Source organism: Bacteroides timonensis (assembly GCF_000513195.1).
Taxonomy (GTDB): domain Bacteria; phylum Bacteroidota; class Bacteroidia; order Bacteroidales; family Bacteroidaceae; genus Bacteroides; species Bacteroides timonensis.
In genome coordinates this window covers 1-20613 of sequence record NZ_CBVI010000064.1, presented here as the reverse complement: position 1 = coordinate 20613, position 20613 = coordinate 1, and the positions used below count along the sequence as shown (strand labels likewise).

Sequence of the window (20613 nt, the reverse complement as noted above, 5' to 3'; positions counted from 1 at the left end):
TCATAAATTCATAATACCATGGGAATAACAGAAATAATATTGAGCAATGAGGCCTTCAATGACGGCTGTACGATATACTTGTATAGAAACAATGACTACTGGTGCGCATACGAGATTTCGGCTTTCCTTTTGTATCATCTGGGCGGGGGAATTGCAGTGGACAAACATGTCTTTACGGAATATCAAGTAAGAATGCCGATGGTGACTATAACAGATGAGGAGTTGCAAAAAGTACTGCAATATGCCCATATCAGGGAGAAACTACTGGATTATGAGATAATACATTGCCGCCGTGATGCTGTAGAATTTTCCAACGAGCTGTATGCTTCATGGGCATATGAGAGACTTTCCACAGATAAAGGGTCTGTATCGATTGTCCCATAGATATGAATTGTCGGTTACTCGGGATGTTCAGTGAGAAGAGAAGACAATCCATTATGTCCATAACCGGTTTTTAATGTTAAAAGAGGATGGGCGCTATTTGAAGTGCCACATCCTCTTTCTTCAGATTTAAACAAAATATAAAAGATTATTGTCCGGAGAAATCAACAGTTATCGCATCTCCTATAGCTGTCATTACAAGATGTATCTCACAAGCATCTTGAGTAATGTAGGAGTTGTTCATGCTTACAGAACTGATTGAGATACCTGAGAAACTAACACTTGGATTACTCAAAACACCATTAGCATCAATGGTAGCCGTGATAGTTACTGTACCAGAAAAGATACTGTAACTAAAATTTCGAATTCTAGCAGTGATGGTACCATTCCCGTTGTCAGTAACACTTACCGTTTTTGTTGAACTTGAAATAGTTCCATCGACATTAATATCCAAGGTCCCTGAATAGGAAGATTTGATATTAGCAGCAAATACTGTCAAAACACATGCAAACAGCATCACGAATAAATAAATACTTCTTTTCATTTTGTTTTAGGTTAGATTTATTATTCAAAACATTTTATAGGTTCACTATTGTTTTACCAAGTCCAGTCCGACATTGAATTCTTGAATGACACCTGAATTGAATAGATTGGTAAAATTCTGTAATATAGAGGCAAGCATACTTCCCATTTCCATAGGATCGCTTTCTATAAGAAGTGTATTTAATTTAGGAAACTCTTCAGCCAATATTGCCATCGTTTCTTTATCTAAATATAAATAAGTATGTCCGTCTTCTGATTTTATATTCAGAGGTACACCGTTCTTTACCCATGATAATACAAGATTGATAGTAGCGGGTTCAAGTCTGAACTTTAGAAATCCCTCAAGCAAAGAATTGATTGTGTTTGCAGCATCTTCATTGTTTAGAATTTGATTGACCATTCCAATGATTGCGCTAGCATCACTTTGTCCATTATCTGCCAATACTTGGGTGATGATAGCTGCAATATTTGGTTTTATGTAAATCATGCCATCTTTTTCAAACCAGAAAGCTAGGTTTTTAGGAGAATCTTTCCATGTTTTTGCAGCGGTTAGCTGTTCTATTTCTTCTTGAGTAATTCCAGAGGTAAACCATTTTGTCTCGATTTGTACTGCATCAGACGAGTAGTTGGCTGTGATATTGCCATCGGTTTCCAGCGTTACTGATTGTAATACTTGATATAATAATACACCTGCATTACGAAGCATCAAGGAATGGGTATAAACGTTGTTATTACTATCTATATAGTCTACGTAATCCCAACCGTACGGCCATCTTGTATCATTATAAGCAGGCTGATCAACATCGACTCTAAAATATAAACATGTCAATGGATTTGAAGCTGTGATGCGTTCAATAGTAGGAGGATCATTTCTTGAACCCGCTTCAAAAGCATCATACTCATCCCAATTCCAGTCCCATTTTTCTTCTGTACCCATTCTTGGTCCTCCCAATGCATACTTGCCACTATATATGCTTGTAGCCATTGTCACGTTGATATTTAGTTCCAACTGGCCTTCCTTGATAGAACCGGAATACTCAATTGTACTACTGGCGGTTCGTGTGAAGGCAGACGTGCCGCTAAATGTGTATGTATCTGTGGTTCCGATCAGTTGTACATTATCAATGGTTACTTCGGGTGTTCCCGGAATTACATTCTTCAAGGTCAAACTTGCCGTTTTATTATCGGTCGTTTGAAAACTGACATTACCCCCTATTAAAGGTTCGCCACCATAAGTTAATGCTAATGTTGAAGTTTCAGAACTTCCATCATAGGTCCCATTGATTTTCTCAGCAGGAATTAACGGTTGATCATTATCATCACTACAAGCATGAAACATGCTTAATGAGATAAATGCCATCAGATAAAATAATTTTTTCATTTTCTGCACAATAAAGTTTTATTAGAATGTTCTTATAATATAAGAATGGAACTCTTATATTACTAAGATTGTACAAAATTAGGTGAATTAAAAATGATTATCGGTATCAATTAAGGTAAAAAAGGTGCTGATTTGTAAGGTATATTGGGATATTTATCTTGTATATGTTTTAAGATCCTTACTCAACTGTATTGAATTTAGGTCGTTGTAAAAATGGGTTGAACGAGGTTATATAAATGGAAGTGTATGTTTTTTGTTGTATAGCTGGTGATAGTTAACTACTAATTTTTTTCCAAACTAAAAAGAAAACTGCTACAAAATCAATTGTAACAGCTTCCTTCATATGCAGATTACCAGAACGTTTTTATATTTTCTTTTCTGTTGTCTTATTTTACTTTTGTGACATACGGAAGATTTCTTCTGTGTATATGTTGTGACTGCCATAGAATAATGTACAATCATTTCTGTATTAATATATGATAACATAGAGAATATTGTTGATACTCTAATAGATACGCAAATTTAGGTGAATTAAAGATGGCTGTAGGTGTATATTAAGGCAAAAGTAGTGCTGATTCGAAAAATGTGATGCATCTTTTTGTAGTATTATCTTTTCCATAGATGTAGGGTTGGGGCATAGAGTAAAAAAAGAGTATCTTACTTTTAGATACTCTTTTCGAACTTGTGACTGATTATACTTTTTGCTTCATTTCTTCTCTGATTAATTCAGCTTCGGTAGGAGACACATTAGGCAGTTTAATCCTGTCGGGACATTCTTTTCGATAAGCTTTAAAGTCATCTATCAGCAATTGTAGATCATATAGGAACTCCATACTGCAACCATGTTTTCTGTAGATTTCTATGGATGCTTCCAATATTTCAACTGCACATTCATCATCTCCTTGGAACACAATAGCTGGAATATCATTGTGTATGCAAGTTCTTAATAATTTAAACTGATCTTTCATCTTTTTTTGTTTTAAATGGGTTAATGTAAATAGTCTTCGCTAAGTATCATTGTCCGGATACAAATGTAGCCTTTTTATCGATTTGCCTCTATTTTTTTAGATTTATAAATACCGGAAATCAGTAAAGCTGATATAGGTATGGTATTGGGAGGGACGTATCTTGCCTTTCTTATCTTTAAAGAAGGGAAAGAAGTCATAAGTACAGTCTGTACGGCATTTGTAATATCCACCCCACTTTTTCCATTCGTCGTATTGTGCATAGAACATGTGTACTTCTTCGGAAAGTCTGGCAAGATTTGTCTGCCTGATCGGGATGACTACACCTGCTGTCCCGGCTCTATATCCCATGCGACCGTCATAGTGGATAATATCCTTCAGCAGAACCACCTTTTTGGCTCCTTCTTTGTAGGTCGGTGGTAAGTTGTATAGAGGTTCCAGACCTTCCGACAGCAATAGTGGCAATAGTTTTGGTACTTTCGTTTTCATATTTCAATGCTTTAGTCAATAAAAAATAAAAAATCCATGCAGTCGCCGGCTAAAGTACCGGCATCGTTTCTGTGATAGAAGCCTTCTGTTGAGAAGTCTACGCTTACAGGATGTCCTTCTGCTTTCATAAGGAACTCTTTGATTAGAGAGGCTTCCTCGTCAGTTACACCGGTATAATCATCGTTGATAAGCGGGCAAGCCCAGTAACTGGGTAATCTGTAGATAACTTTTTCCATTTTATGATATGTTATTAGTTGGTTTATCATATTTTATTTCCCTTTATTCAACAGTAGGGGAACTGACTATTTTTTCTGCTTTCTGAATTGGACCATCATTCCGTAAAAACTTTCCTGATAAATACTCTTTTGGGCAAAAAGGAAGATTTATCAAAGGAAAGCTATGCCCGTTTTGCAGGGAATGATGGATGGACAATTTCTTTTGCGGAAAAAGATAGGTGAGTTCCGCTTTGTGTTAGTCATGCTTTGGATAGGAGTGTGGTTATAAAAGGTGTTTATTTGTGGGGTAAAAAGGGAGCGGATGCAGTATAATAAAAATTCTAGTGCCCTTTCGGCTTAGGAAAGGCTGATTGTCAGTTATTTTGTAGAAGCTTCTGTCAGATTTGATAAAACAGGTAGGAAAAGAAGTTGAAAAGGTGGGAGTATAGAGGAGAAAAAAGAAGGGCGAATCAATAAAACATGTATCTTTGCCATAGTTAAAATAAAAAGGTATGGATTATATACAACTTGGGAAAAGACTAAAAGCTGTAAGAGAGATTTATGGATTTAGTCAGGCGGAACTTGCTGAGCGGTTGGGCGTGACACAGACTTATATTACTCGGATTGAGAATGGAAAAGGATCAACCGGGGATTTTCTGGTAAATGTCTTGTCGCTTTATAGCCAATATGTCAGTCTTGACCGATTATTTGATGAGAATTTCTCTATAGTGGAAGCGATGCAAGAGGATCTGCCTTTGGCCACTAGCGAGGTAGTGCGTAAACGTGCCTCTATGGCCCGTCAATCTGTTAATGATTTGTTTGAAAAGTATAAGATTGAGATGGATGAGACATTAACAAAAATGCGGAGACAATTTAATGCGAAGATGGATGCTTTGGAATAGTAGTGGGTGTCTTTCTATTACATTGTATTTTTTAGTAAGGGAAATATGAATATTCAATAGTTTGAGGAGGACTGTTAAAAAGAAGACTTTAATTTAGACAAATAAATTTCTTTGTTCTAATAATTATATTACTTTTGCATTATAGAAAGAGTTATTTGAGAATATAGCTCTGCAAACGGCTGAAATACCCGGGTTTCTGTATCGTCACCTCTGAATTTCGAAAATCTGCAGAAGGTTTATTTATCAATTAGTTGCTTTTAACTGATAAAAAATAGGATACGATTTATTATGGAAACTTTAGTTGGTATTGTAATACTTATAGTTTTGGCATATCTTGTTTTGTGCCTTTTCCTCTATGTCTTACGAATAGTCATAGGAATTATAGTCCTGATTGCTGTGCCTACTTCGCTGTATTTATTTTTTGTAATGGATGAGCATTTTTATGCTATATTGTTGTTTGTTGGTGTCTGTATGTTGGCCGAGTTGGTAGATGGTGACGGTGATGGGCAGAAAAAGGAAGAAAAGAAAGCGGACTATGCCTATAAGGCTGTTGAGCATAAAGAACGGCGTACATCTTCTTCCAGCAATTCTTCGATGAACAAGGCATTGATGTATCTGATACCCATATTTTGGCCGTATCTTATTTTAAAGGCTATCTTTTCAGAGAAACAGGCGAAGACGGACATGTCTCCATATGATTATGAACAACATCTGAAGAGCAATGGTAAATAGCTTATTAATTATTCTTCGTAAAACCAGTTTTTAATTAATATAGTATATATCCTTATCATGGCTTATGGCCAGATAAGGATATTGTTTTCTTGATGCTTTACCTTTATCAGTAGGCAACACTAAGAAAGGGTTCAAACATATGATCGCATTATGAGAGAGGCTATTTTGATCAGAGTCTTTTCCGCTCATTTTTGGATTTGTACTGATACTTTTTCCGATGAATATCCTTTGCGTTTAATGGGGAAAGCCCAAGCATTTTGAATCGGTTACGGATATTCTTCTTAGATTAGCTGCGAGTCCAATAAAAGCAAATATCTCATGGAATGACCATACAATAAATGTACACTATTGGGCTGCCATATCCATGTTGTACACAGTAGGAATAGCATGTGTAAGATATTCAAAGTTTTCATACTTGAGGACATTGTTTCATTTTATGCTTCCTGAACAATCTTTCTTAGGCAGTTCTAGTCGGATATGTTTATTAAGTAAATTATATCCGTGTTATTGTGACAAAGGTCATTTGAATTTTCTTTTATGGAGAATTGTATTTGGGAACTCCCAAAGTTTTAGTTCCCGTGGCAGTGCACTAGGGGGACAGGGAATATTATCTTCAGAGAACTAATCAGGCTATGAAATGTTATTAGATAGATAAAAGCCTAAACAACTAACTTAATTATGAAGAGAATATTTTTTTTATCAGTATTGGCAACGTTTGTTTTTGCCGGCTGTTCGAGTGATGATCTGACGGTGAACAATGGGGGTGGGGAGGATGACCTTGTAACTCCGGAGGTAGAGGTGGCGGTTAATACCCAGGGACCAATGACCGGTACGTTAGAGGTTTTTCCTTGTACTGTTAATTCCTCGATTTATTATGGGAATTACTTCAATAATAAACAGAGTGCTATTCCCGGCATGTATGCTTTGGTAAATGGTACAGTATCCGGGACACCGGTCCGTCCTATTTTGCTTCCTGTTGGCGCTTATAATATGCTTTATTGGGGTACTACCCAAGTGGGTGAGATAATTACATCCAATCCGAGCATAAATGGTCCACAATTTACTCTTGGCGGGGATTTGTCACAGCAGTATTTTAGTCTGGTGCAGAGTCTTTCCGATACCACTTATCTTCCGGTTATAGACTTAGCGTATGCTGTAGTACCTACTTACATCGGTACGGATAAATTAAGTGCTGTTTTAAAACGGCAGACAGCAGGGATGCAGGTGATTGTGAAGAACAGTAATAACACAGTGCTGGATTCTAGCATAGACAGTATGAGTGTCTGGATTGGTGGTATTGCGGAGAAATTGAATATGTATACTGCGGAGCCTGTCAATCAGACAAAGACTGTAGCTTTTCCACTTACTCTCTCAGCGGATGGTATGCAGATGAGTAATATCCCGGTCATGTTGTTCCCTTCCGCTGAGAACCCGTTGTTTCAGTTGATGATTACTTTGAAGAATGGTACAGTGAAGACCTTTAAGCAGGCTTTGAATAATTCACTGAAAACAAATACCCAGCTTACTTTAACATTAACGATAGGTGACCTCTTCTCAGAAGAAAATACAGGAGGTTTCACTGTAGATAGCTGGGAGGCAGAGAGTGAGAGCATTGATATTCCAAGTATAAATTGATTAAGAATGGAGTTGTGAGTTCATATTTGCATTGAACTGATTATTCTGCTTTATTTGTTGCACAAAGGGGTAGAATAAGAAAGAAACATGGAGGAACCGGAGTAAAGATAAACAGCTTTATTCCGGTTTTATATTTATAGCGATTGCTCATATAGCTGGAAAGATACGAAGAAATAATGCGGGAAGTGGACAGGCAGGTGTCGGCCATCGACCTGAACGGGAGGAACATCATCGAAGATTGCAAGACAATCACCGTTTTCCTTAGAGAACAGTTGGCGAAGTTGAAGGTGGTTGTGCAAACCACGCCTTTCGGTGGTGAAGCTGAAGAGATAGCCTTTTTCAAAGATTACAAGCCGATGCTTCTGGGGCGGCTGATTTATTTCCACGAGATACTGCGTATCGAGAGCCGGCGACCGCTCGGTGACGATACGCTGGACGAGTATTACGAGAAAAACAGGAGGAGCAGAAACTGTTCTTCGACCGTCATGTGGCGTTTTTCCAGTATTATCGCAGTGCGGCGACCTACATGGATCATTACTATTTCCTGCGCGGAAAACGGCAGGAGAACATCGTCGGCATAGACGTGTGTCATTGGAAGGATGATTTGGAGTTCAGCACGGGCTATGACCATCTTGTCGCCCGTATCCTCGCGATGGAGATGCTGTACGCCTTTTTGTCGATGAGACGCGCGTGCCTGCTAAGCGGGGATGAGGGATTATCCTCCGAGCTGCTGAAGGTCAAAGGCTCCTACAAGTGGACGGGCAGCGCCATCGAACTGATGGAAATCGTGTACGGGCTGGATGAAATGAAAAGTATCAATAACGGCGAGACTCCGATACATGAATTAGCCACCTTTGTAGGAATGCTGTTGGGAGTGGATATCCGGGATTGTTACAGTGCCTACACCGATATGAAGCGGCGCAAGAACGAGAGCCGTACCTATTTTCTGGACAAGATGTAGGAACGGCTGAACAAACGGATGGACAGGGATGACGAAAAAAGAAGAAGAGAAAATAAATGTTACTCCTATGGTTTTGCCACAAAAATATGACTTCAATAAAGTTTTTTAAAAACTTTATCCCTATTTGAATATACTTTTTAACAAATATTCAACTGACAGACCAATAGAAAAGAGGGATTGCTCTGCCTTAAAACAGGTTTTAGTTTGGTTATAAACACCGGAACATGTAGCCATCTTTACAACACTAGTCGGTCATGAATAGGTCGCACGCTACTTTGCCTAGTCAAAGTAGATTTTCTCAAATTCAGGCAGTTCACAGATTGCTCAAAAAGTTCATAAGCATGCTCCTCGAAAGAACGGATCTGAGTTTGTCCCGAGGTGGCTGGGGAAATACTACTTCCAAAGCATCTATTTTATAATCCTAAAAATGAATGATTAAATAGCAACTTGTGTACGACTGAAAAAGTTAAACTTCAATTAGTTGACCCTTTAATAGTTCAGCGAAATGTATTACCTTTGCAAAAAGGTAGCCATTATTAATAATCGTAAATTTGTTATTTTTAGAGTATGAGTAAGGAATGTTTTGTTATACAGCCAATTAGTGATGAAAAATTCACGAAAAGATATGATGATATATATAAGCCCGCAATAGAAACTGTTGGTCTTTCTGCATATCGAGTTGATTTAGATCCTGCTGTTAAAATCCCCATTGAAGATATTGAATCGAACATTAAAGACTCAATAATATGTTTTGCTGATATTTCTGTTGATAATCCTAATGTTTGGTATGAATTAGGATATGCTTTTGCTTTAGGAAAAGATGTTATCATGGTGTGTGACGAGAGTAGAAAAGATTTTCCTTTTGATGTTAGACATAAAAATATTATTAGGTACAAAACAGAATCCCCCAGCGATTTTAAGGAACTTAAAGAACGAATTATAGAGAAAATAAAGGCATATATTCATTCTCAAAAAACAGCAGTAAAAATACTTAAAAATCCTATTAAGGAAACTGACGGTTTTCAGCCATATGAATTATCTTTATTGGCTTTTATTATTGGAGAACAATATACAGACGAAGAAGTAGCAAATGTTTATGAACTTCGAAATAGGATGACTAAAGCAGGCTTTAATGATACGGCTTTTAGCATTGGAATGCGTCTATTAAAAGCAAAAGGATTTATTACAACAAAAATAAATAGCGATTATAACGGAAATGAATATCCTGTTTGTGCTTTGTCAGATGATGGTGTAAACTTTATCCTCAAAAATACCCATTTATTTGATCTACAACAACCTGCAATAAAAGACGTAGTTCCGACAATAATTTCAAATTCAGATGATTTGCCTTTTTGATATATTCATTTACACATACTTTTATTCAATATTTTAATTAAAATCATACAATTGAAATATGTTTGTAAAAGATTTTATCTCAACTATAAAAGATATATTTGAACTTAAAGAATCAGACAAGTCTGTATTTAACAATTTATCAGAGGAATTGATCCATGAACAATTGAAATATTTACGGAGTAATCTTGAAATTTCAGCTAAGAAGTGTGACATTTACGCATACATAACAAAACATTTTGGGGAAGAAATCACTAGTTTAACTCAAGAAAACCACGCTGATTATGTTACGGAAAAATGGTTATCAATCATTGATATACACAGAAGCATCTATGATACGGTTGGTTATCTAACACTACTTCAGATGGACGCGATGACCACATGTATTAGCTTGTTTGATGCGAAAACAGATACGGAAAGAATCATGCTTTGTAAACATGCTTACACCATCCTGTATGAAGCATTAGAACATAATTTATTCAAAAGAGTATCTCGTGATATGCGGGAATATCCAGAAGTATTGATTACAAGTGACGAGTTAAATGGATTTTGGCAAAATGTAAAAATAAGTCTAAGGGATATTTCAGAAAAGGAAGAAGCTCAGCGTATTCGTAATAACATTGATGCCCATAAGTCCGATTCATTTATGCAGCAGATTGATGTATATAAAACATGTAAATGGGCGCAAAGCATAATTAATCTGTATGTTTTGATACAAATAATTGATGATATTCAAAATTGCATGGATGGTATTAATCAAAATATGAATAAGTTATTAGAAGCGTTTGAAATAGAAGCGAAAGAATACATAAGGAAATTAGATTATATCTGGAAGTCTTTACAATAATCTGATGAAATTCTTCTCAGTTCAAAATAATATAGTATCTTTGCATTCATAATAAGCGTTCTTTTGATTAATGCAGAATTAGGCGGTTTATAGAACTTCGCTCGTTTCTAAATCGTTACCTGATTATTGAAAACATGATGTAATATGTTGATTTTCAATAAGGAATGGATACTTGTGTGATTACCGACATGTAATATACATTATCTCCGTAATATAGGTATGGGAGTATATTCGGTAGATTGTTTTCAATCATGGAACATAGCCGGTTGCGCTGCTTTTCGATGTCTTCAGTAAGAGTGTTTAATCCGGTTTGCAGTTGAATACGTTCATCTTCCTTGACGGACCATGCCACAAGTTCCCGGTATTGTTTTGCTGTGCAAAGTGTATTGTTGCCGTCTAATCTTTTGATAATATCGTCTGTAGAAAGACGGACAATAGAGGTGTTGTCTCTTTGTGGAATGTACAATTCGTCTACGTAGGTTTGGCATTGTTCATGCAGGCTTTCACATTCAAATTCTTTGTCCAGGTTATCTTTTTTGATAACGAGTGTTGGGCAGCCATCGGTCAGCAGCTTACTGTTTCTCATGGCGAAAGCGGAAACAGTGTTGATTTCCTGTGCAGGACATTCGATGATAACTTTTTCTATCAGCTTACCGAAGAGGAGATAGGAGCATATTTTAGCTTTTGGCGCCCAGTCCTGCGTGATCTGTTTGATGTATAATTCTCCTGTGTGTATACCGTTTCGAACCATTTCCCGGTGGGTGGTTCGCTGCTCGTCTATCCAGTTCAACCATTCGTATGGAAGGATGCTGTTGTTAATTACTTCTTCGCGAATCCGAGCTGAACCCCGTCCGGCAATACCTTCCTTTGCTTGTGGATTGGCATAGCTATAACCATCATCTGCCAACCAGGTGTTGTCGTGGTATTGGATGGCAATGATAAAATAAGACATCCAGAGGTGGTGGTCAAGCTTGAGCATAACTGTGATATGGATGTGGTCGTCATCCGGAGTTTTCAGGCCGGAAAGTAGGTTTGAAAGGTTGTCCACATGACGAAAGCGTCGGTGACAACAAAGCCTTCAGATTCGATGGGGATGTTTCCTGTTCCGGCATATCTTCGTACCGGCATATATTTCAGTGTTTTCTCAACTTCGTTCAGATCACGGTGATCGGATTGTTCTGCCTCAATGGTAACCCGTTCGGATTCAGTGAGCAATGGGATGCTTTTGACAAGCTGCATCCATTCTGCACGGTCTTTTATAGCGAACTGATCATAGAAGTTGATCCATTGGGAGGCTTTTAGATAGAAATTACTCACTTCCTCCAAGGATGCAGCATCGAACTCCTTCATTCTGAGGTTACTGATACATTCTTTGAGGAAATCGGCGGATGCGTTTACGGCTCGGTCATATTCTCCACTCATATAGAGGCGGTAAATTTCGAATAGTTCTCGTTTCTGGAACATAGCTCCAATGGTTGAAGGTTCATTTTTCTCTGCGAATAACAGAGCTTCAAGATCGATTCCAGTGGTATTACACAGAAATTTAAAGAATTCGTATGCTTGTTCTTTGGTTGTAATCATGGTGATGCAAATTATATTGATTTAATTTCGGAGATTTGCAGTTAAGGGATGGTTTTATCCATCCCAATCTGTTTCTTATCAGGGCAATAGTTCGGTGGGAATATTTTCATTTATCAGAATATTGCCTTCAGCCACATGGTCGGCGATAGTCTTTTTAAGTACAGCCCGTCCCGAAGGCCTTTTTAAAAGTTCATCCACTCTGTGTTTTTTCCATCCTATTTGGTAATAAGTTCCTTTGGAATTATGGAAGATAAGGTATTGGTCGGTTTTTTTCATCAGCTTTTTGAGCTCTTTTGCTTTGAGTAGTTCATCTACCAGTTCGTTCACGATGTATTCCAATGTCCGGTCAAACTCATAACTCTCATATTTGATTTTCGGTAGACTTTTCAGAAAATCATTTATTTCTCTTTCCATTTCTCTGTATTGTGGGAGAAAGTAAACATCGGTGGGGCCACCTTGACCGGAATTGCCGCAGTCGGCCACCTTCTTGCCATTTGCATAGAGTACTGCACTAAAGCAGTATGTTTCTTCGGAGCGTGACTCCAGATATTTGAAATTTTTTATTTCAAATTTGTAATTTCCCACTTTCATTATTTAAAATATTTTTAAAGGTTAATTTATTCAGTTCTAAAACTTGATGTCTGACTGTTGCTTTCCCTACGGTTGGCTATACATCGTAAAATCAGATTATTTTTTCGGCTTCTCGGATTGTGGGTTTATTCTGACAAGGTTTCTTTGAAAAATACCTTTTTCATGCAGGAAAAGGAAGATTTTTCAAGAGAGAAAGCTGAAAGCGTACCTTGGACCGGAATGTGGAAACCATAATCAATTTTGCGGAAAAAATAGCCGGGATTTACGTATGGTGTACCTCTGTGTATGTTTTATGTGCTTTTTTAAAGGGATAGGAGCTAGCGTTAATAAAAGGGGGAGATGGTTCTTATAAAAGGGAATGATAGTGGAATTTTTATTGAATGGGAGATAGTGGTATCCTTTTAAAAAGATCTGGGAGTAGCGAGTCTGGTAGTGTCCGAGATTAAAAGCAATGGTACAAAAAGACATTTTATTAGATTTTGATCTTTATTTGTGCGAAAGGTTCGAACATAGACAGCCTTTATGTTATACCGACAAGAATGGTTGTTGCGTGGATGTAAACATTATGCCTGTAAAACTTTACATTCGTTTTTGGGAGTACTGTAATGGAGTTAATGAGTTTCCCTGGTGTATCATCCTCGTACACTGCAACTTTGCCAAGGAGCAGAGGCTGGAGTTACAGAAGCTTGTGTAGTTCTTCAAGGGATATGTACCACGATGCAGATTCAAATATATTGAGATTGAAGATAATCCACAGCTTAACTAAACATTAGGATTTCAGTGTATTCAGTCATGCAAAGGACCAAAAAATATTTCGTAATTTCATTTTGCCTATGCGTAAAAAATGGAAAGGCATGATCGCAGATTGTTTTGCCATATTAAGTAGGAGCGTACAGTGCACTCCTACTTAATTGACATTTTTTATTTTTATATTTTATGCTATTACAGAATGTTGAATTCTGTATTCTCGTGGAGTACACCCTACTTGTTTTTTAAAAAAACGCATGAAATGTTGAGGATGCTGGAAGCCCAACATTTCTGCTATCTGCTTAGTATTCAAATTTGGGTCAATTAAAGCGTTTTTCGCAACGTTTACCATCTTCAACTGTATAAACTCTTGCGCAGTTTTCCCGGTTTCCGACTTTACCAAATCACCCAAATAATTAGATGAAAGGCAAATCTTGTCAGCAAAATATTTCACTGTAGGTATTCCATGCTGTGAAGTCTTACCGGAATCCATGTATTCATTAAGTAATTGCTCAAAACGAACAAGGACATCGTTGTTTATTTCTTCACGGGTAATGAATTGACGTTCGTAGAAACGCATACAATAGTTGAGTAATACCTCAATATTCGAGACAATCAACGATTTAGAAAATTTGTCAATAGGATGTTGTAGTTCACGCACAATCTTCTCCATATAGTCTTGTAGAATGATGCGTTCCTCTACTGATAGGTGTAATGCCTCGTTGGAAGCATAGGAGAAAAAAGAGTATTGTTTGATTTTCTGCCCCAATTCCGTTCGATGCAGAAAGTCGGGATGGAACAACAAACCGATAGCTTCGGGAACAACGCCGTCTTCCAAACGGTGAATACCTACAGTCTGTCCCGGAGCAAAACTCACCACTGTTTCATCGTCAAAGTCATAGACTGTCTTACCATAATTAATAATGCACCCGGTTGTCTTTTTCAGAAAAAGCGCATAGAAACCAAGTGTCATTTTATGTGTGGGTTGGGGCACGGACTGGTCAAAATGAACAATGCTTACTAATGGGTGGCGTGTTTCAAAACCAAAGAACTTATTGTACTGCTCGATGGTATCTGCTTTTATAATATCAAGGTTATCTTTCATCTTATTTGAATGTTTATAGTACGCAAATAAATCTTGTAATGCAAAGAAAACACATTTCTTTGTATCACGAAACGGCAGATAGGTAAAAACTGTAATTCAGATACCTTAATCCGTAATTTAGGTACTTTGTTGATTATTAGATATTATCAAAAAATTTATCTTCCGTAATCGAGGTACTTTACCCCGTAAGAAAGGTATCTGACAAATGGATATAACCCCCTAATTTTGCATCGAACAAATAAATTAATTAAAACTGATAGAATATGAAACGTACAGTAATGACAATGATTGCAGGGCTGGCATGTATAACTACCGCTTTTGCACAAATAAGTGAAGAACGTGTCCCGGCAAAAGGTTTTGCCATGTTTTCAGCCAAAGACACTTTCCGACCTTACGAATTTACCCGTCATGCCATTGGAGAAAATGACATTCAAATTGAGATTCTTTATGCTGGAATCTGCCACAGTGACTTGCACGCCGCTTGGGATGAACAGCAGGAACAGGGATTATATGCAGCATATCCGATGGTTCCGGGACATGAGATAGCCGGACGAGTGGCAAAGGTAGGTAAGAATGTAACAAAATTCAAAGTGGGTGACTTAGCAGGTGTAGGCTGCATGGTCAATGCGTGCGGACACTGCCATTCCTGCGAAATGCACAAAGAGCAGTTTTGTGAAAACGGGACTACCTTTACTTACAACTCTCCTGACCGTTATCACAATGGAGAAATGGCAATGGGTGGATATTCCGACAATATCGTGGTTAGTGAAAATTTTGCTATTAAAATACCTGCAAACGCCGATTTGAAACGTGTTGCTCCGTTATTGTGTGCAGGTGTCACCACATGGTCGCCCATACATTTCAGCAATGTAAAGAAAGGTGATAAAGTTGCCGTTGCCGGATATGGCGGTTTAGGACACATGGCTGTTCAATACCTTGTGGATTTGGGAGCCGATGTTACCGTCTTTGACCGTACAGAAGAAAAACGCAATGACGCCGCCCGCATGGGAGCCACCCGGTATGTAAATGTAACGAATGCAAATGAAATGAAAGGTTTGAACAATACGTTCGATTTCATTATCAGTACCATACCTGCCAATTATGAACCAATACAATACGTGGCTATGCTGAAAATGGGTGGAGAAATGGCTATTGTGGGATTGCCCGACAAATCGACACTTAACATCGCTAATATGGCTTTTCTCTCACAGCGTAAAGTTTACGGTTCGCTTATCGGTGGTATAAAGGAAACACAGGAAATGCTGGACTATTCTGTTGCACATGGTATTTATCCCGAAGTGGAAATTATCAAGGCAGATGCCGCAGAAATAGATAAGGCTTGGCGTAACGTATCGGACGGAAAAGTAAAGTTCCGCTATGTGATTGACATGAATACGTTGAGGAAATAAACAGGATGAATAAGATTATCGAAAGAATGCGGAATGGGGAACGGATTACAGAAACGGATGCCGATTTTCCTCTGCTCTGCTCCGAAATAGAGAACACAAAGAAACTTGTTTATGAACTGAACACCCAATACCATTCTCTTGATGAAATAAGGGCGTTGCTCGAACGTATTTGGGGGCAACAGTTGGACGCTTCGGTACGAATGTTTCCACCGTTCTATACAGCTTTCGGCAAACTAACCCGTGTGGGAAAAGAAGTGTTTATCAATTTCGGTTGCACTTTCCTCGACCAAGGTGGTATCACATTAGAGGACGGAGTATTTATCGGACCGGAAGCAAAAATTGTTACCGAGAACCATCCCGAAGAACCAGCTTTGCGACATAGGTTATTAGTAAAACCGATAGTGATAAAGCGCAATGCGTGGATTGGTGCAGGAGCAATCATTCTGCCCGGAGTAACCATAGGAGAAAATACCATTGTAGCCGCCGGAACAGTAGTGACAAAAGATGTACCAGACAATGTCATAGTAGCGGGTGTGCCCGCTAAAACCATTAGAAATATTAAACAGTAATTATATGAAAATGTTGTTATCATCACTTATTCTTTTGTCGGGATTATCTTTTGCTACGGCTGCTTGCAGCCCTACAGAAGAAACGGTTAAAACAGAAGAACCGACACCCACACCGGAACCAACGCCTGAACCACAACCCGGTAACGGACGCACGTTAGTGGTCTATTTTTCTTGCACGAATATAACGAAAGGTATTGCGGAAAAAATTGCAGAAGTCACCAATGGAACACTTCATCGCATCATTCCTGAAACGCCTTACACAAGTGAGGACTTGAATTATAATAATTCCTCGTCCCGTGCAAACCGTGAACAGAACGACCCGGCAGCACGTCCGGCGATAAGCAGTAAAGTCGAAAACTTTTCGGACTATGACGTGGTTTTTCTTGGTTATCCTATTTGGTGGGGAAAAGCTCCTAAAATAATCCATACATTCCTTGAAAGCCTAAATCTGTCGGGCAAAACCATCGTGCCGTTCTGTACTTCACATTCCAGTGGCATCGGTTCAAGCGATACAGATTTGCACGAATCGGCAGAGAAAGCCGTATGGAAACAAGGAAAACGTTTTAATGGAAATGAATCAGCAGGAACAATTAAAGATTGGATTGAAAGTATGAATTTGAATTTGAATCAAAATAGCAATGTAGGCGTGTTCAACCTCTCGAAAGGTGAAAACGGGAAAGCACCTACCGTAAGACTTAGCAGTGGATATGATATGCCTATCGTTGGGCTGGGCACATACAGTCTGCATGGTGATGTCTGTGTAAATTCCGTCAAGGCGGCTCTTGCTTCCGGCTTCCGCAAAATTGATACGGCACACATGTATGATAATGAAGAAGAAGTGGGACAAGGCGTTCGTGAATCGGGCGTGCCACGTGAAGAAATCTTTGTGGCAACCAAACTTTATCCTAATCAATTCAGCAATCCCGAAGCAGCAATAGAAGAATGCTTGCGTAAGCTCGACATCGGTTATATTGACCTGATGCTGTTACACCATCCGGGAACTGACGACGTAAAAGCATATAAAGCAATGGAAAAATATGTGGCGCAGGGCAAGATTCGCTCCATCGGATTATCGAACTACTACATAAAGGAAATGACGGAGTTCCTGCCGCAAGTAAGCACAAAGCCTGTATTGGTACAGAATGAGATACATCCTTATTACCAAGAAAAAGGAATTGTAGAATATATGCACAGCCAAGGTATCGTAGTGGAAGCATGGTATCCGCTCGGCGGCAGAGGTCATACGGCTGCATTGTTAGGAAATGAAATCATCAGTCGGATTGCAGCCGCTCACGGCAAGTCTTCGGCACAGGTCATTCTACGTTGGGATTTACAAAGGGGGGTAATTGTCATTCCCGGTTCAAGCAATCCCGACCATATCAAAGAAAATATATCCATTTTCGATTTTGAACTGACAGATGAAGATATGTCGCAAATTGCCGCACTCGACCGGAACGAAAAGCATGACTGGTATTAAACATTCTGAAACAAACGTACATGAAAAAGGTAAAAATCACAGTGCTACGCACTACTTTTAATGAAGATTTTGCCCGTGATTACGGAATACCGGGAATCAAACCGTGTCCTGTCATGAAAGAAGGTCAGGTATTTTATGCTGGATTAGGAAAGCCCGAAAGTTTTTGCGATGGTGCATGGCGAACCATCCACCAGTATGTATTTGCCCTTGCTAATGGTGTACAGCATTTTTACTTCAATGATTGGGTACGTCAACCGGGAGTGGCAATCACTTGTTGCAATGACGGTTTGCGCCCTGTATTTTTCAAATTGGAAGCCACCGATAAAGAAATTGCTTCTCCTTTTATATAATTAATTTTATAATTTGTAAGACAATGGAAACGAATATGAATTACAATCAGTACATCCCCACCCACATTCTTTTCGGTGCGGGACAGTTGAACAATCTTCACGTACAAACAATGCCGGGCAAAAAGGCATTGATAATTATATCCAATGGTAAATCTACCCGTGTTAATGGTTACTTGGCACGTACAGAGGAACAACTTCATCAAGCTGGAGTGGAAACCGAAGTATTCGATGGAGTTGCACCCAATCCCACGGTTGCCAACTCCGAAGCCGGAGCGGAAGCCGCCCGTGAATTGGGTGCGGATTTTCTTGTAGCATTGGGCGGTGGCAGCGTCATGGACTGTTCGAAAGCCATTGCTCTGCTGGCAACCAATAACGGCGAATTATGGGATTATGTACCTATCGGTACAGGCAAGGGGCAACCGATTGCAAACAAACCGTTACCGATTATTGCTATAACAACCACTGCCGGAACTGGTTCAGAAACGGACGGCTGTGGTGTGATAACCAAAGAAGATATCAACGAAAAAGCATTCATCATGCATCCGGCATTATTTCCATATCTTGCTATAGTCGATGCAGAACTGATGCTTTCCGTTCCACCTCTGTTTACCGCTTTTCAAGGATTTGATGCATTGTTTCATAGCGTAGAGGGATTCATCGCTGCCAGTGCAAACCTTGCCAGCGATATGAACGCACGTGAAGCCATCCGCAATATTGCCGAATATTTGCCCCGTGCCGTTAAGAACGGCTCTGATTTGGAAGCACGTACCCATGTAGCTTTTGCTAATACATTATCGGGAGCAGTAATGACACTTACCTTACTTACCAGCGAACACGGGTTAGAACACGCATTATCAGCTTATCACCCGAATTTACCTCACGGAGCCGGACTGATTATGATAAGTAAGGCGTATTTCAGTTATTTCGTGAACCGCCATGCCTGCGATGACCGTTTTGTAGAACTTGCACGCCTATTAGGTATGTCCAAAGCCAATAAACCCGAAGATTTTATCATTGCACTTGTTCGCCTGCAAGAAGCCTGTGGCGTTGCCGATTTGAAAATGTCTGATTACGGTATAATGCCTAATGAGTTTGAGAAGTTCATGCGCAACTCCCGTGAAGTAATGGGCATCATGTTCACAGCAGACCGTGTGCAAATGTCTGATGAGGATATTGTGCAAATTTTCGCTGAATCATATAGATAAGAATTTAGTATGAACGATAAGAAAAATATATCCCGGCGTGAAGCTCTCAAGACAATGGGAGTTTTTGCCGCAGGCGCAGTATTAAGTGCGAGCGGACTTACAGCTGCAAGTAATCTCAATTTGAAAAGTGACAAGAAAATGAAAGTATTGGCAATTAACGGAAGTTCACGAAAAGACGGCAATACGGCAGATATGCTGAATTTGGTCTTGGCAGAAATAGAAAAAGAGGGGCATGAAACAGAGTTGATTCAGTTGGCAGGCAACACGATAAATCCCTGTAAAGCATGTTTTGCTTGTGCAGGAAAGAATAATTGCGTTTTTGACAATGATATTTTTCGGAAACTCTATACTAAAATGACTGAAGCTGATGCTATAGTGTTAGGTTCCTCTACCTATTCAGCCGATGTTTCCTCCACATTGAAAGCGGTAATTGAAAGAGCAAGTGTAGTAAGTGATACTAATCCGGGAATGTTCCGCCACAAAGTGGCAGGAGCAGTGGCTGTAGCACGGCGTGCAGGAGCAATGAACACCATCGACACAATCAATCACTTCTTTCTAAACAAGGAAATGTATCTTGTTGGCTCTACTTATTGGAACATTGCCTACGGTCGCCTGCCCGGAGAAGCTCTAAAAGATGAAGAAGCAGTTACCAACATGAAAAACCTCGGACAAAATATAGCGTGGCTATTGAATCATTTTAAGTAAAAATGTAACGCAATTATTGAACTGGGAGTCAAGAGAAAAGATACAAGGCTTCTATGGAAAATACTCTTTTACTAAAAGGAAGATTTTTCATATTGAAAGCAATGGCGTGCCTTGTACAGAAACAGAAAGGTACAATTATCTTTGCGGAAAAATAGAGTCAGGATCTGCATGTTGAAAGTACTTACATATACTTTATAAAGGGATAGAGGATTTTTTGTAACTATTATTCTAGTTCGTTTAATTCGTTAAACAGATAACGAATTAAACGAATCCAAATTGAGTCTGGTTAATAGGGCCACATGAAGAATGATCTGATTGATTGTAATATACTTATGGCATTGGAATGCTCAATGACTATTATATCTCCTTTGCGGCTTGTGCACGTTTTTTTCGAACCGAAAAGGAAACGTTCTTTGCACTCATCTTCATAGGTAAGTTCTACGAACTCTCTATTAATAAGTATATGATTT

At 38.9% G+C, this 20613-nt stretch carries 21 protein-coding genes and 1 pseudogene; 13 read left to right on the top strand and 9 right to left on the bottom strand.

Features of this window, described 5'->3' with window-relative positions; all coding sequences use genetic code 11:
* Positions 1-18: 18 nt before the first annotated feature.
* On the top strand, positions 19-384 hold the full coding sequence (locus BN161_RS12875) for a hypothetical protein (protein WP_044266792.1): 366 nt from the start codon (positions 19-21) through the stop codon (positions 382-384).
* Positions 385-529: 145 nt separating this feature from the next.
* On the opposite strand, the gene BN161_RS12870 is transcribed toward BN161_RS12875, so the two are convergent.
* From BN161_RS12870 to BN161_RS12850, 5 genes are all read right to left on the bottom strand, one after another.
* Complete coding sequence (locus tag BN161_RS12870) at positions 530-925, bottom strand: calycin-like domain-containing protein (RefSeq protein ID WP_044266791.1); 396 nt, start codon at positions 923-925, stop codon at positions 530-532.
* Positions 926-970: 45 nt separating this feature from the next.
* A complete protein-coding gene (locus tag BN161_RS12865; RefSeq protein WP_081743698.1) occupies positions 971-2305 on the bottom strand; it encodes a DUF4925 domain-containing protein in 1335 nt (444 codons plus the stop codon).
* A 692-nt stretch (positions 2306-2997) separates the two neighbouring features.
* Entirely contained in the window at positions 2998-3273 is a 276-nt protein-coding gene (locus BN161_RS12860; protein WP_044266788.1) for a hypothetical protein, read from the bottom strand.
* A gap of 102 nt (positions 3274-3375) precedes the next feature.
* Complete coding sequence (locus BN161_RS12855; RefSeq protein ID WP_125910817.1) at positions 3376-3759, bottom strand: hypothetical protein; 384 nt, start codon at positions 3757-3759, stop codon at positions 3376-3378.
* 11 nt (positions 3760-3770) lie between these two features.
* On the bottom strand, positions 3771-3995 hold the full coding sequence (locus BN161_RS12850; protein ID WP_044266782.1) for a DUF6926 domain-containing protein: 225 nt from the start codon (positions 3993-3995) through the stop codon (positions 3771-3773).
* A gap of 491 nt (positions 3996-4486) precedes the next feature.
* Here BN161_RS12850 and BN161_RS28120 point away from each other — a divergent pair, with 491 nt between their 5' ends.
* The 6 genes and pseudogenes from BN161_RS28120 to BN161_RS12815 all read left to right on the top strand — a co-directional run bounded on the left by BN161_RS28120 (position 4487) and on the right by BN161_RS12815 (position 10404).
* On the top strand, positions 4487-4876 hold the full coding sequence (locus tag BN161_RS28120; protein ID WP_052356272.1) for a helix-turn-helix domain-containing protein: 390 nt from the start codon (positions 4487-4489) through the stop codon (positions 4874-4876).
* 426 nt (positions 4877-5302) lie between these two features.
* Complete coding sequence (locus BN161_RS12840; RefSeq protein WP_209441900.1) at positions 5303-5608, top strand: hypothetical protein; 306 nt, start codon at positions 5303-5305, stop codon at positions 5606-5608.
* Positions 5609-6286: 678 nt separating this feature from the next.
* A complete protein-coding gene (locus tag BN161_RS12835; protein ID WP_044266778.1) occupies positions 6287-7243 on the top strand; it encodes a FimB/Mfa2 family fimbrial subunit in 957 nt (318 codons plus the stop codon).
* A 176-nt stretch (positions 7244-7419) separates the two neighbouring features.
* Positions 7420-8204 (top strand): annotated as a pseudogene (locus BN161_RS31025) (RteC domain-containing protein).
* 567 nt (positions 8205-8771) lie between these two features.
* Positions 8772-9560 carry a hypothetical protein gene (locus tag BN161_RS12820; protein WP_044266776.1) on the top strand — a complete coding sequence of 263 codons (789 nt, stop codon included), beginning with the start codon at positions 8772-8774 and terminating at the stop codon, positions 9558-9560.
* A gap of 58 nt (positions 9561-9618) precedes the next feature.
* Entirely contained in the window at positions 9619-10404 is a 786-nt protein-coding gene (locus tag BN161_RS12815) for a hypothetical protein (protein WP_044266775.1), read from the top strand.
* A gap of 154 nt (positions 10405-10558) precedes the next feature.
* Here BN161_RS12815 and BN161_RS12810 read toward each other — a convergent pair whose 3' ends face one another.
* From BN161_RS12810 to BN161_RS12790, 4 genes are all read right to left on the bottom strand, one after another.
* Positions 10559-11452 (bottom strand): hypothetical protein, encoded by an 894-nt coding sequence (locus BN161_RS12810; RefSeq protein ID WP_125910816.1) that lies wholly within the window; start codon positions 11450-11452, stop codon positions 10559-10561.
* Positions 11419-11985, bottom strand: a complete 567-nt coding sequence (locus BN161_RS12805) for a hypothetical protein (RefSeq protein ID WP_044266773.1) — start codon at positions 11983-11985, stop codon at positions 11419-11421. The genes BN161_RS12810 and BN161_RS12805 overlap by 34 nt, the downstream gene beginning before the upstream one ends.
* A gap of 78 nt (positions 11986-12063) precedes the next feature.
* Complete coding sequence (locus tag BN161_RS12800; protein WP_044266772.1) at positions 12064-12576, bottom strand: hypothetical protein; 513 nt, start codon at positions 12574-12576, stop codon at positions 12064-12066.
* Between the two features lie 934 nt (positions 12577-13510).
* Entirely contained in the window at positions 13511-14428 is a 918-nt protein-coding gene (locus tag BN161_RS12790; protein WP_044266771.1) for a helix-turn-helix domain-containing protein, read from the bottom strand.
* A gap of 263 nt (positions 14429-14691) precedes the next feature.
* Between BN161_RS12790 and BN161_RS12785 the strand changes: the two genes are divergently transcribed.
* The 6 genes from BN161_RS12785 to BN161_RS12760 are packed head-to-tail and all read left to right on the top strand — an operon-like array spanning position 14692 to position 20143.
* Positions 14692-15837: an NAD(P)-dependent alcohol dehydrogenase gene (locus BN161_RS12785; protein ID WP_044266769.1), complete on the top strand. Its 1146-nt coding sequence runs from the start codon at positions 14692-14694 to the stop codon at positions 15835-15837.
* Positions 15838-15842: 5 nt separating this feature from the next.
* Positions 15843-16406 carry a sugar O-acetyltransferase gene (locus BN161_RS12780; protein ID WP_044266766.1) on the top strand — a complete coding sequence of 188 codons (564 nt, stop codon included), beginning with the start codon at positions 15843-15845 and terminating at the stop codon, positions 16404-16406.
* 4 nt (positions 16407-16410) lie between these two features.
* On the top strand, positions 16411-17883 hold the full coding sequence (locus BN161_RS12775; protein ID WP_044266765.1) for a flavodoxin: 1473 nt from the start codon (positions 16411-16413) through the stop codon (positions 17881-17883).
* Positions 17884-17903: 20 nt separating this feature from the next.
* Complete coding sequence (locus tag BN161_RS12770; RefSeq protein WP_044266764.1) at positions 17904-18233, top strand: TIGR04076 family protein; 330 nt, start codon at positions 17904-17906, stop codon at positions 18231-18233.
* A 23-nt stretch (positions 18234-18256) separates the two neighbouring features.
* Complete coding sequence (locus tag BN161_RS12765) at positions 18257-19438, top strand: iron-containing alcohol dehydrogenase (RefSeq protein ID WP_209441899.1); 1182 nt, start codon at positions 18257-18259, stop codon at positions 19436-19438.
* Between the two features lie 9 nt (positions 19439-19447).
* Positions 19448-20143 (top strand): flavodoxin family protein, encoded by a 696-nt coding sequence (locus tag BN161_RS12760; RefSeq protein WP_209441898.1) that lies wholly within the window; start codon positions 19448-19450, stop codon positions 20141-20143.
* Positions 20144-20613: the final 470 nt, after the last annotated feature.

Bases quoted from the DNA above. Each gene is read 5' to 3' on its own strand.
- BN161_RS12875 (WP_044266792.1), top strand. From the start codon at position 19: ATGGGAATAACAGAAATAATATTGAGCAATGAGGCCTTCAATGACGGC.
- BN161_RS12870 (WP_044266791.1), bottom strand. From the start codon at position 925: ATGAAAAGAAGTATTTATTTATTCGTGATGCTGTTTGCATGTGTTTTG.
- BN161_RS12865 (WP_081743698.1), bottom strand. From the start codon at position 2,305: ATGAAAAAATTATTTTATCTGATGGCATTTATCTCATTAAGCATGTTT.
- BN161_RS12860 (WP_044266788.1), bottom strand. From the start codon at position 3,273: ATGAAAGATCAGTTTAAATTATTAAGAACTTGCATACACAATGATATT.
- BN161_RS12855 (WP_125910817.1), bottom strand. From the start codon at position 3,759: ATGAAAACGAAAGTACCAAAACTATTGCCACTATTGCTGTCGGAAGGT.
- BN161_RS12850 (WP_044266782.1), bottom strand. From the start codon at position 3,995: ATGGAAAAAGTTATCTACAGATTACCCAGTTACTGGGCTTGCCCGCTT.
- BN161_RS28120 (WP_052356272.1), top strand. From the start codon at position 4,487: ATGGATTATATACAACTTGGGAAAAGACTAAAAGCTGTAAGAGAGATT.
- BN161_RS12840 (WP_209441900.1), top strand. From the start codon at position 5,303: ATGGATGAGCATTTTTATGCTATATTGTTGTTTGTTGGTGTCTGTATG.
- BN161_RS12835 (WP_044266778.1), top strand. From the start codon at position 6,287: ATGAAGAGAATATTTTTTTTATCAGTATTGGCAACGTTTGTTTTTGCC.
- BN161_RS12820 (WP_044266776.1), top strand. From the start codon at position 8,772: ATGAGTAAGGAATGTTTTGTTATACAGCCAATTAGTGATGAAAAATTC.
- BN161_RS12815 (WP_044266775.1), top strand. From the start codon at position 9,619: ATGTTTGTAAAAGATTTTATCTCAACTATAAAAGATATATTTGAACTT.
- BN161_RS12805 (WP_044266773.1), bottom strand. From the start codon at position 11,985: ATGATTACAACCAAAGAACAAGCATACGAATTCTTTAAATTTCTGTGT.
- BN161_RS12800 (WP_044266772.1), bottom strand. From the start codon at position 12,576: ATGAAAGTGGGAAATTACAAATTTGAAATAAAAAATTTCAAATATCTG.
- BN161_RS12790 (WP_044266771.1), bottom strand. From the start codon at position 14,428: ATGAAAGATAACCTTGATATTATAAAAGCAGATACCATCGAGCAGTAC.
- BN161_RS12785 (WP_044266769.1), top strand. From the start codon at position 14,692: ATGAAACGTACAGTAATGACAATGATTGCAGGGCTGGCATGTATAACT.
- BN161_RS12780 (WP_044266766.1), top strand. From the start codon at position 15,843: ATGAATAAGATTATCGAAAGAATGCGGAATGGGGAACGGATTACAGAA.
- BN161_RS12775 (WP_044266765.1), top strand. From the start codon at position 16,411: ATGAAAATGTTGTTATCATCACTTATTCTTTTGTCGGGATTATCTTTT.
- BN161_RS12770 (WP_044266764.1), top strand. From the start codon at position 17,904: ATGAAAAAGGTAAAAATCACAGTGCTACGCACTACTTTTAATGAAGAT.
- BN161_RS12765 (WP_209441899.1), top strand. From the start codon at position 18,257: ATGGAAACGAATATGAATTACAATCAGTACATCCCCACCCACATTCTT.
- BN161_RS12760 (WP_209441898.1), top strand. From the start codon at position 19,448: ATGAACGATAAGAAAAATATATCCCGGCGTGAAGCTCTCAAGACAATG.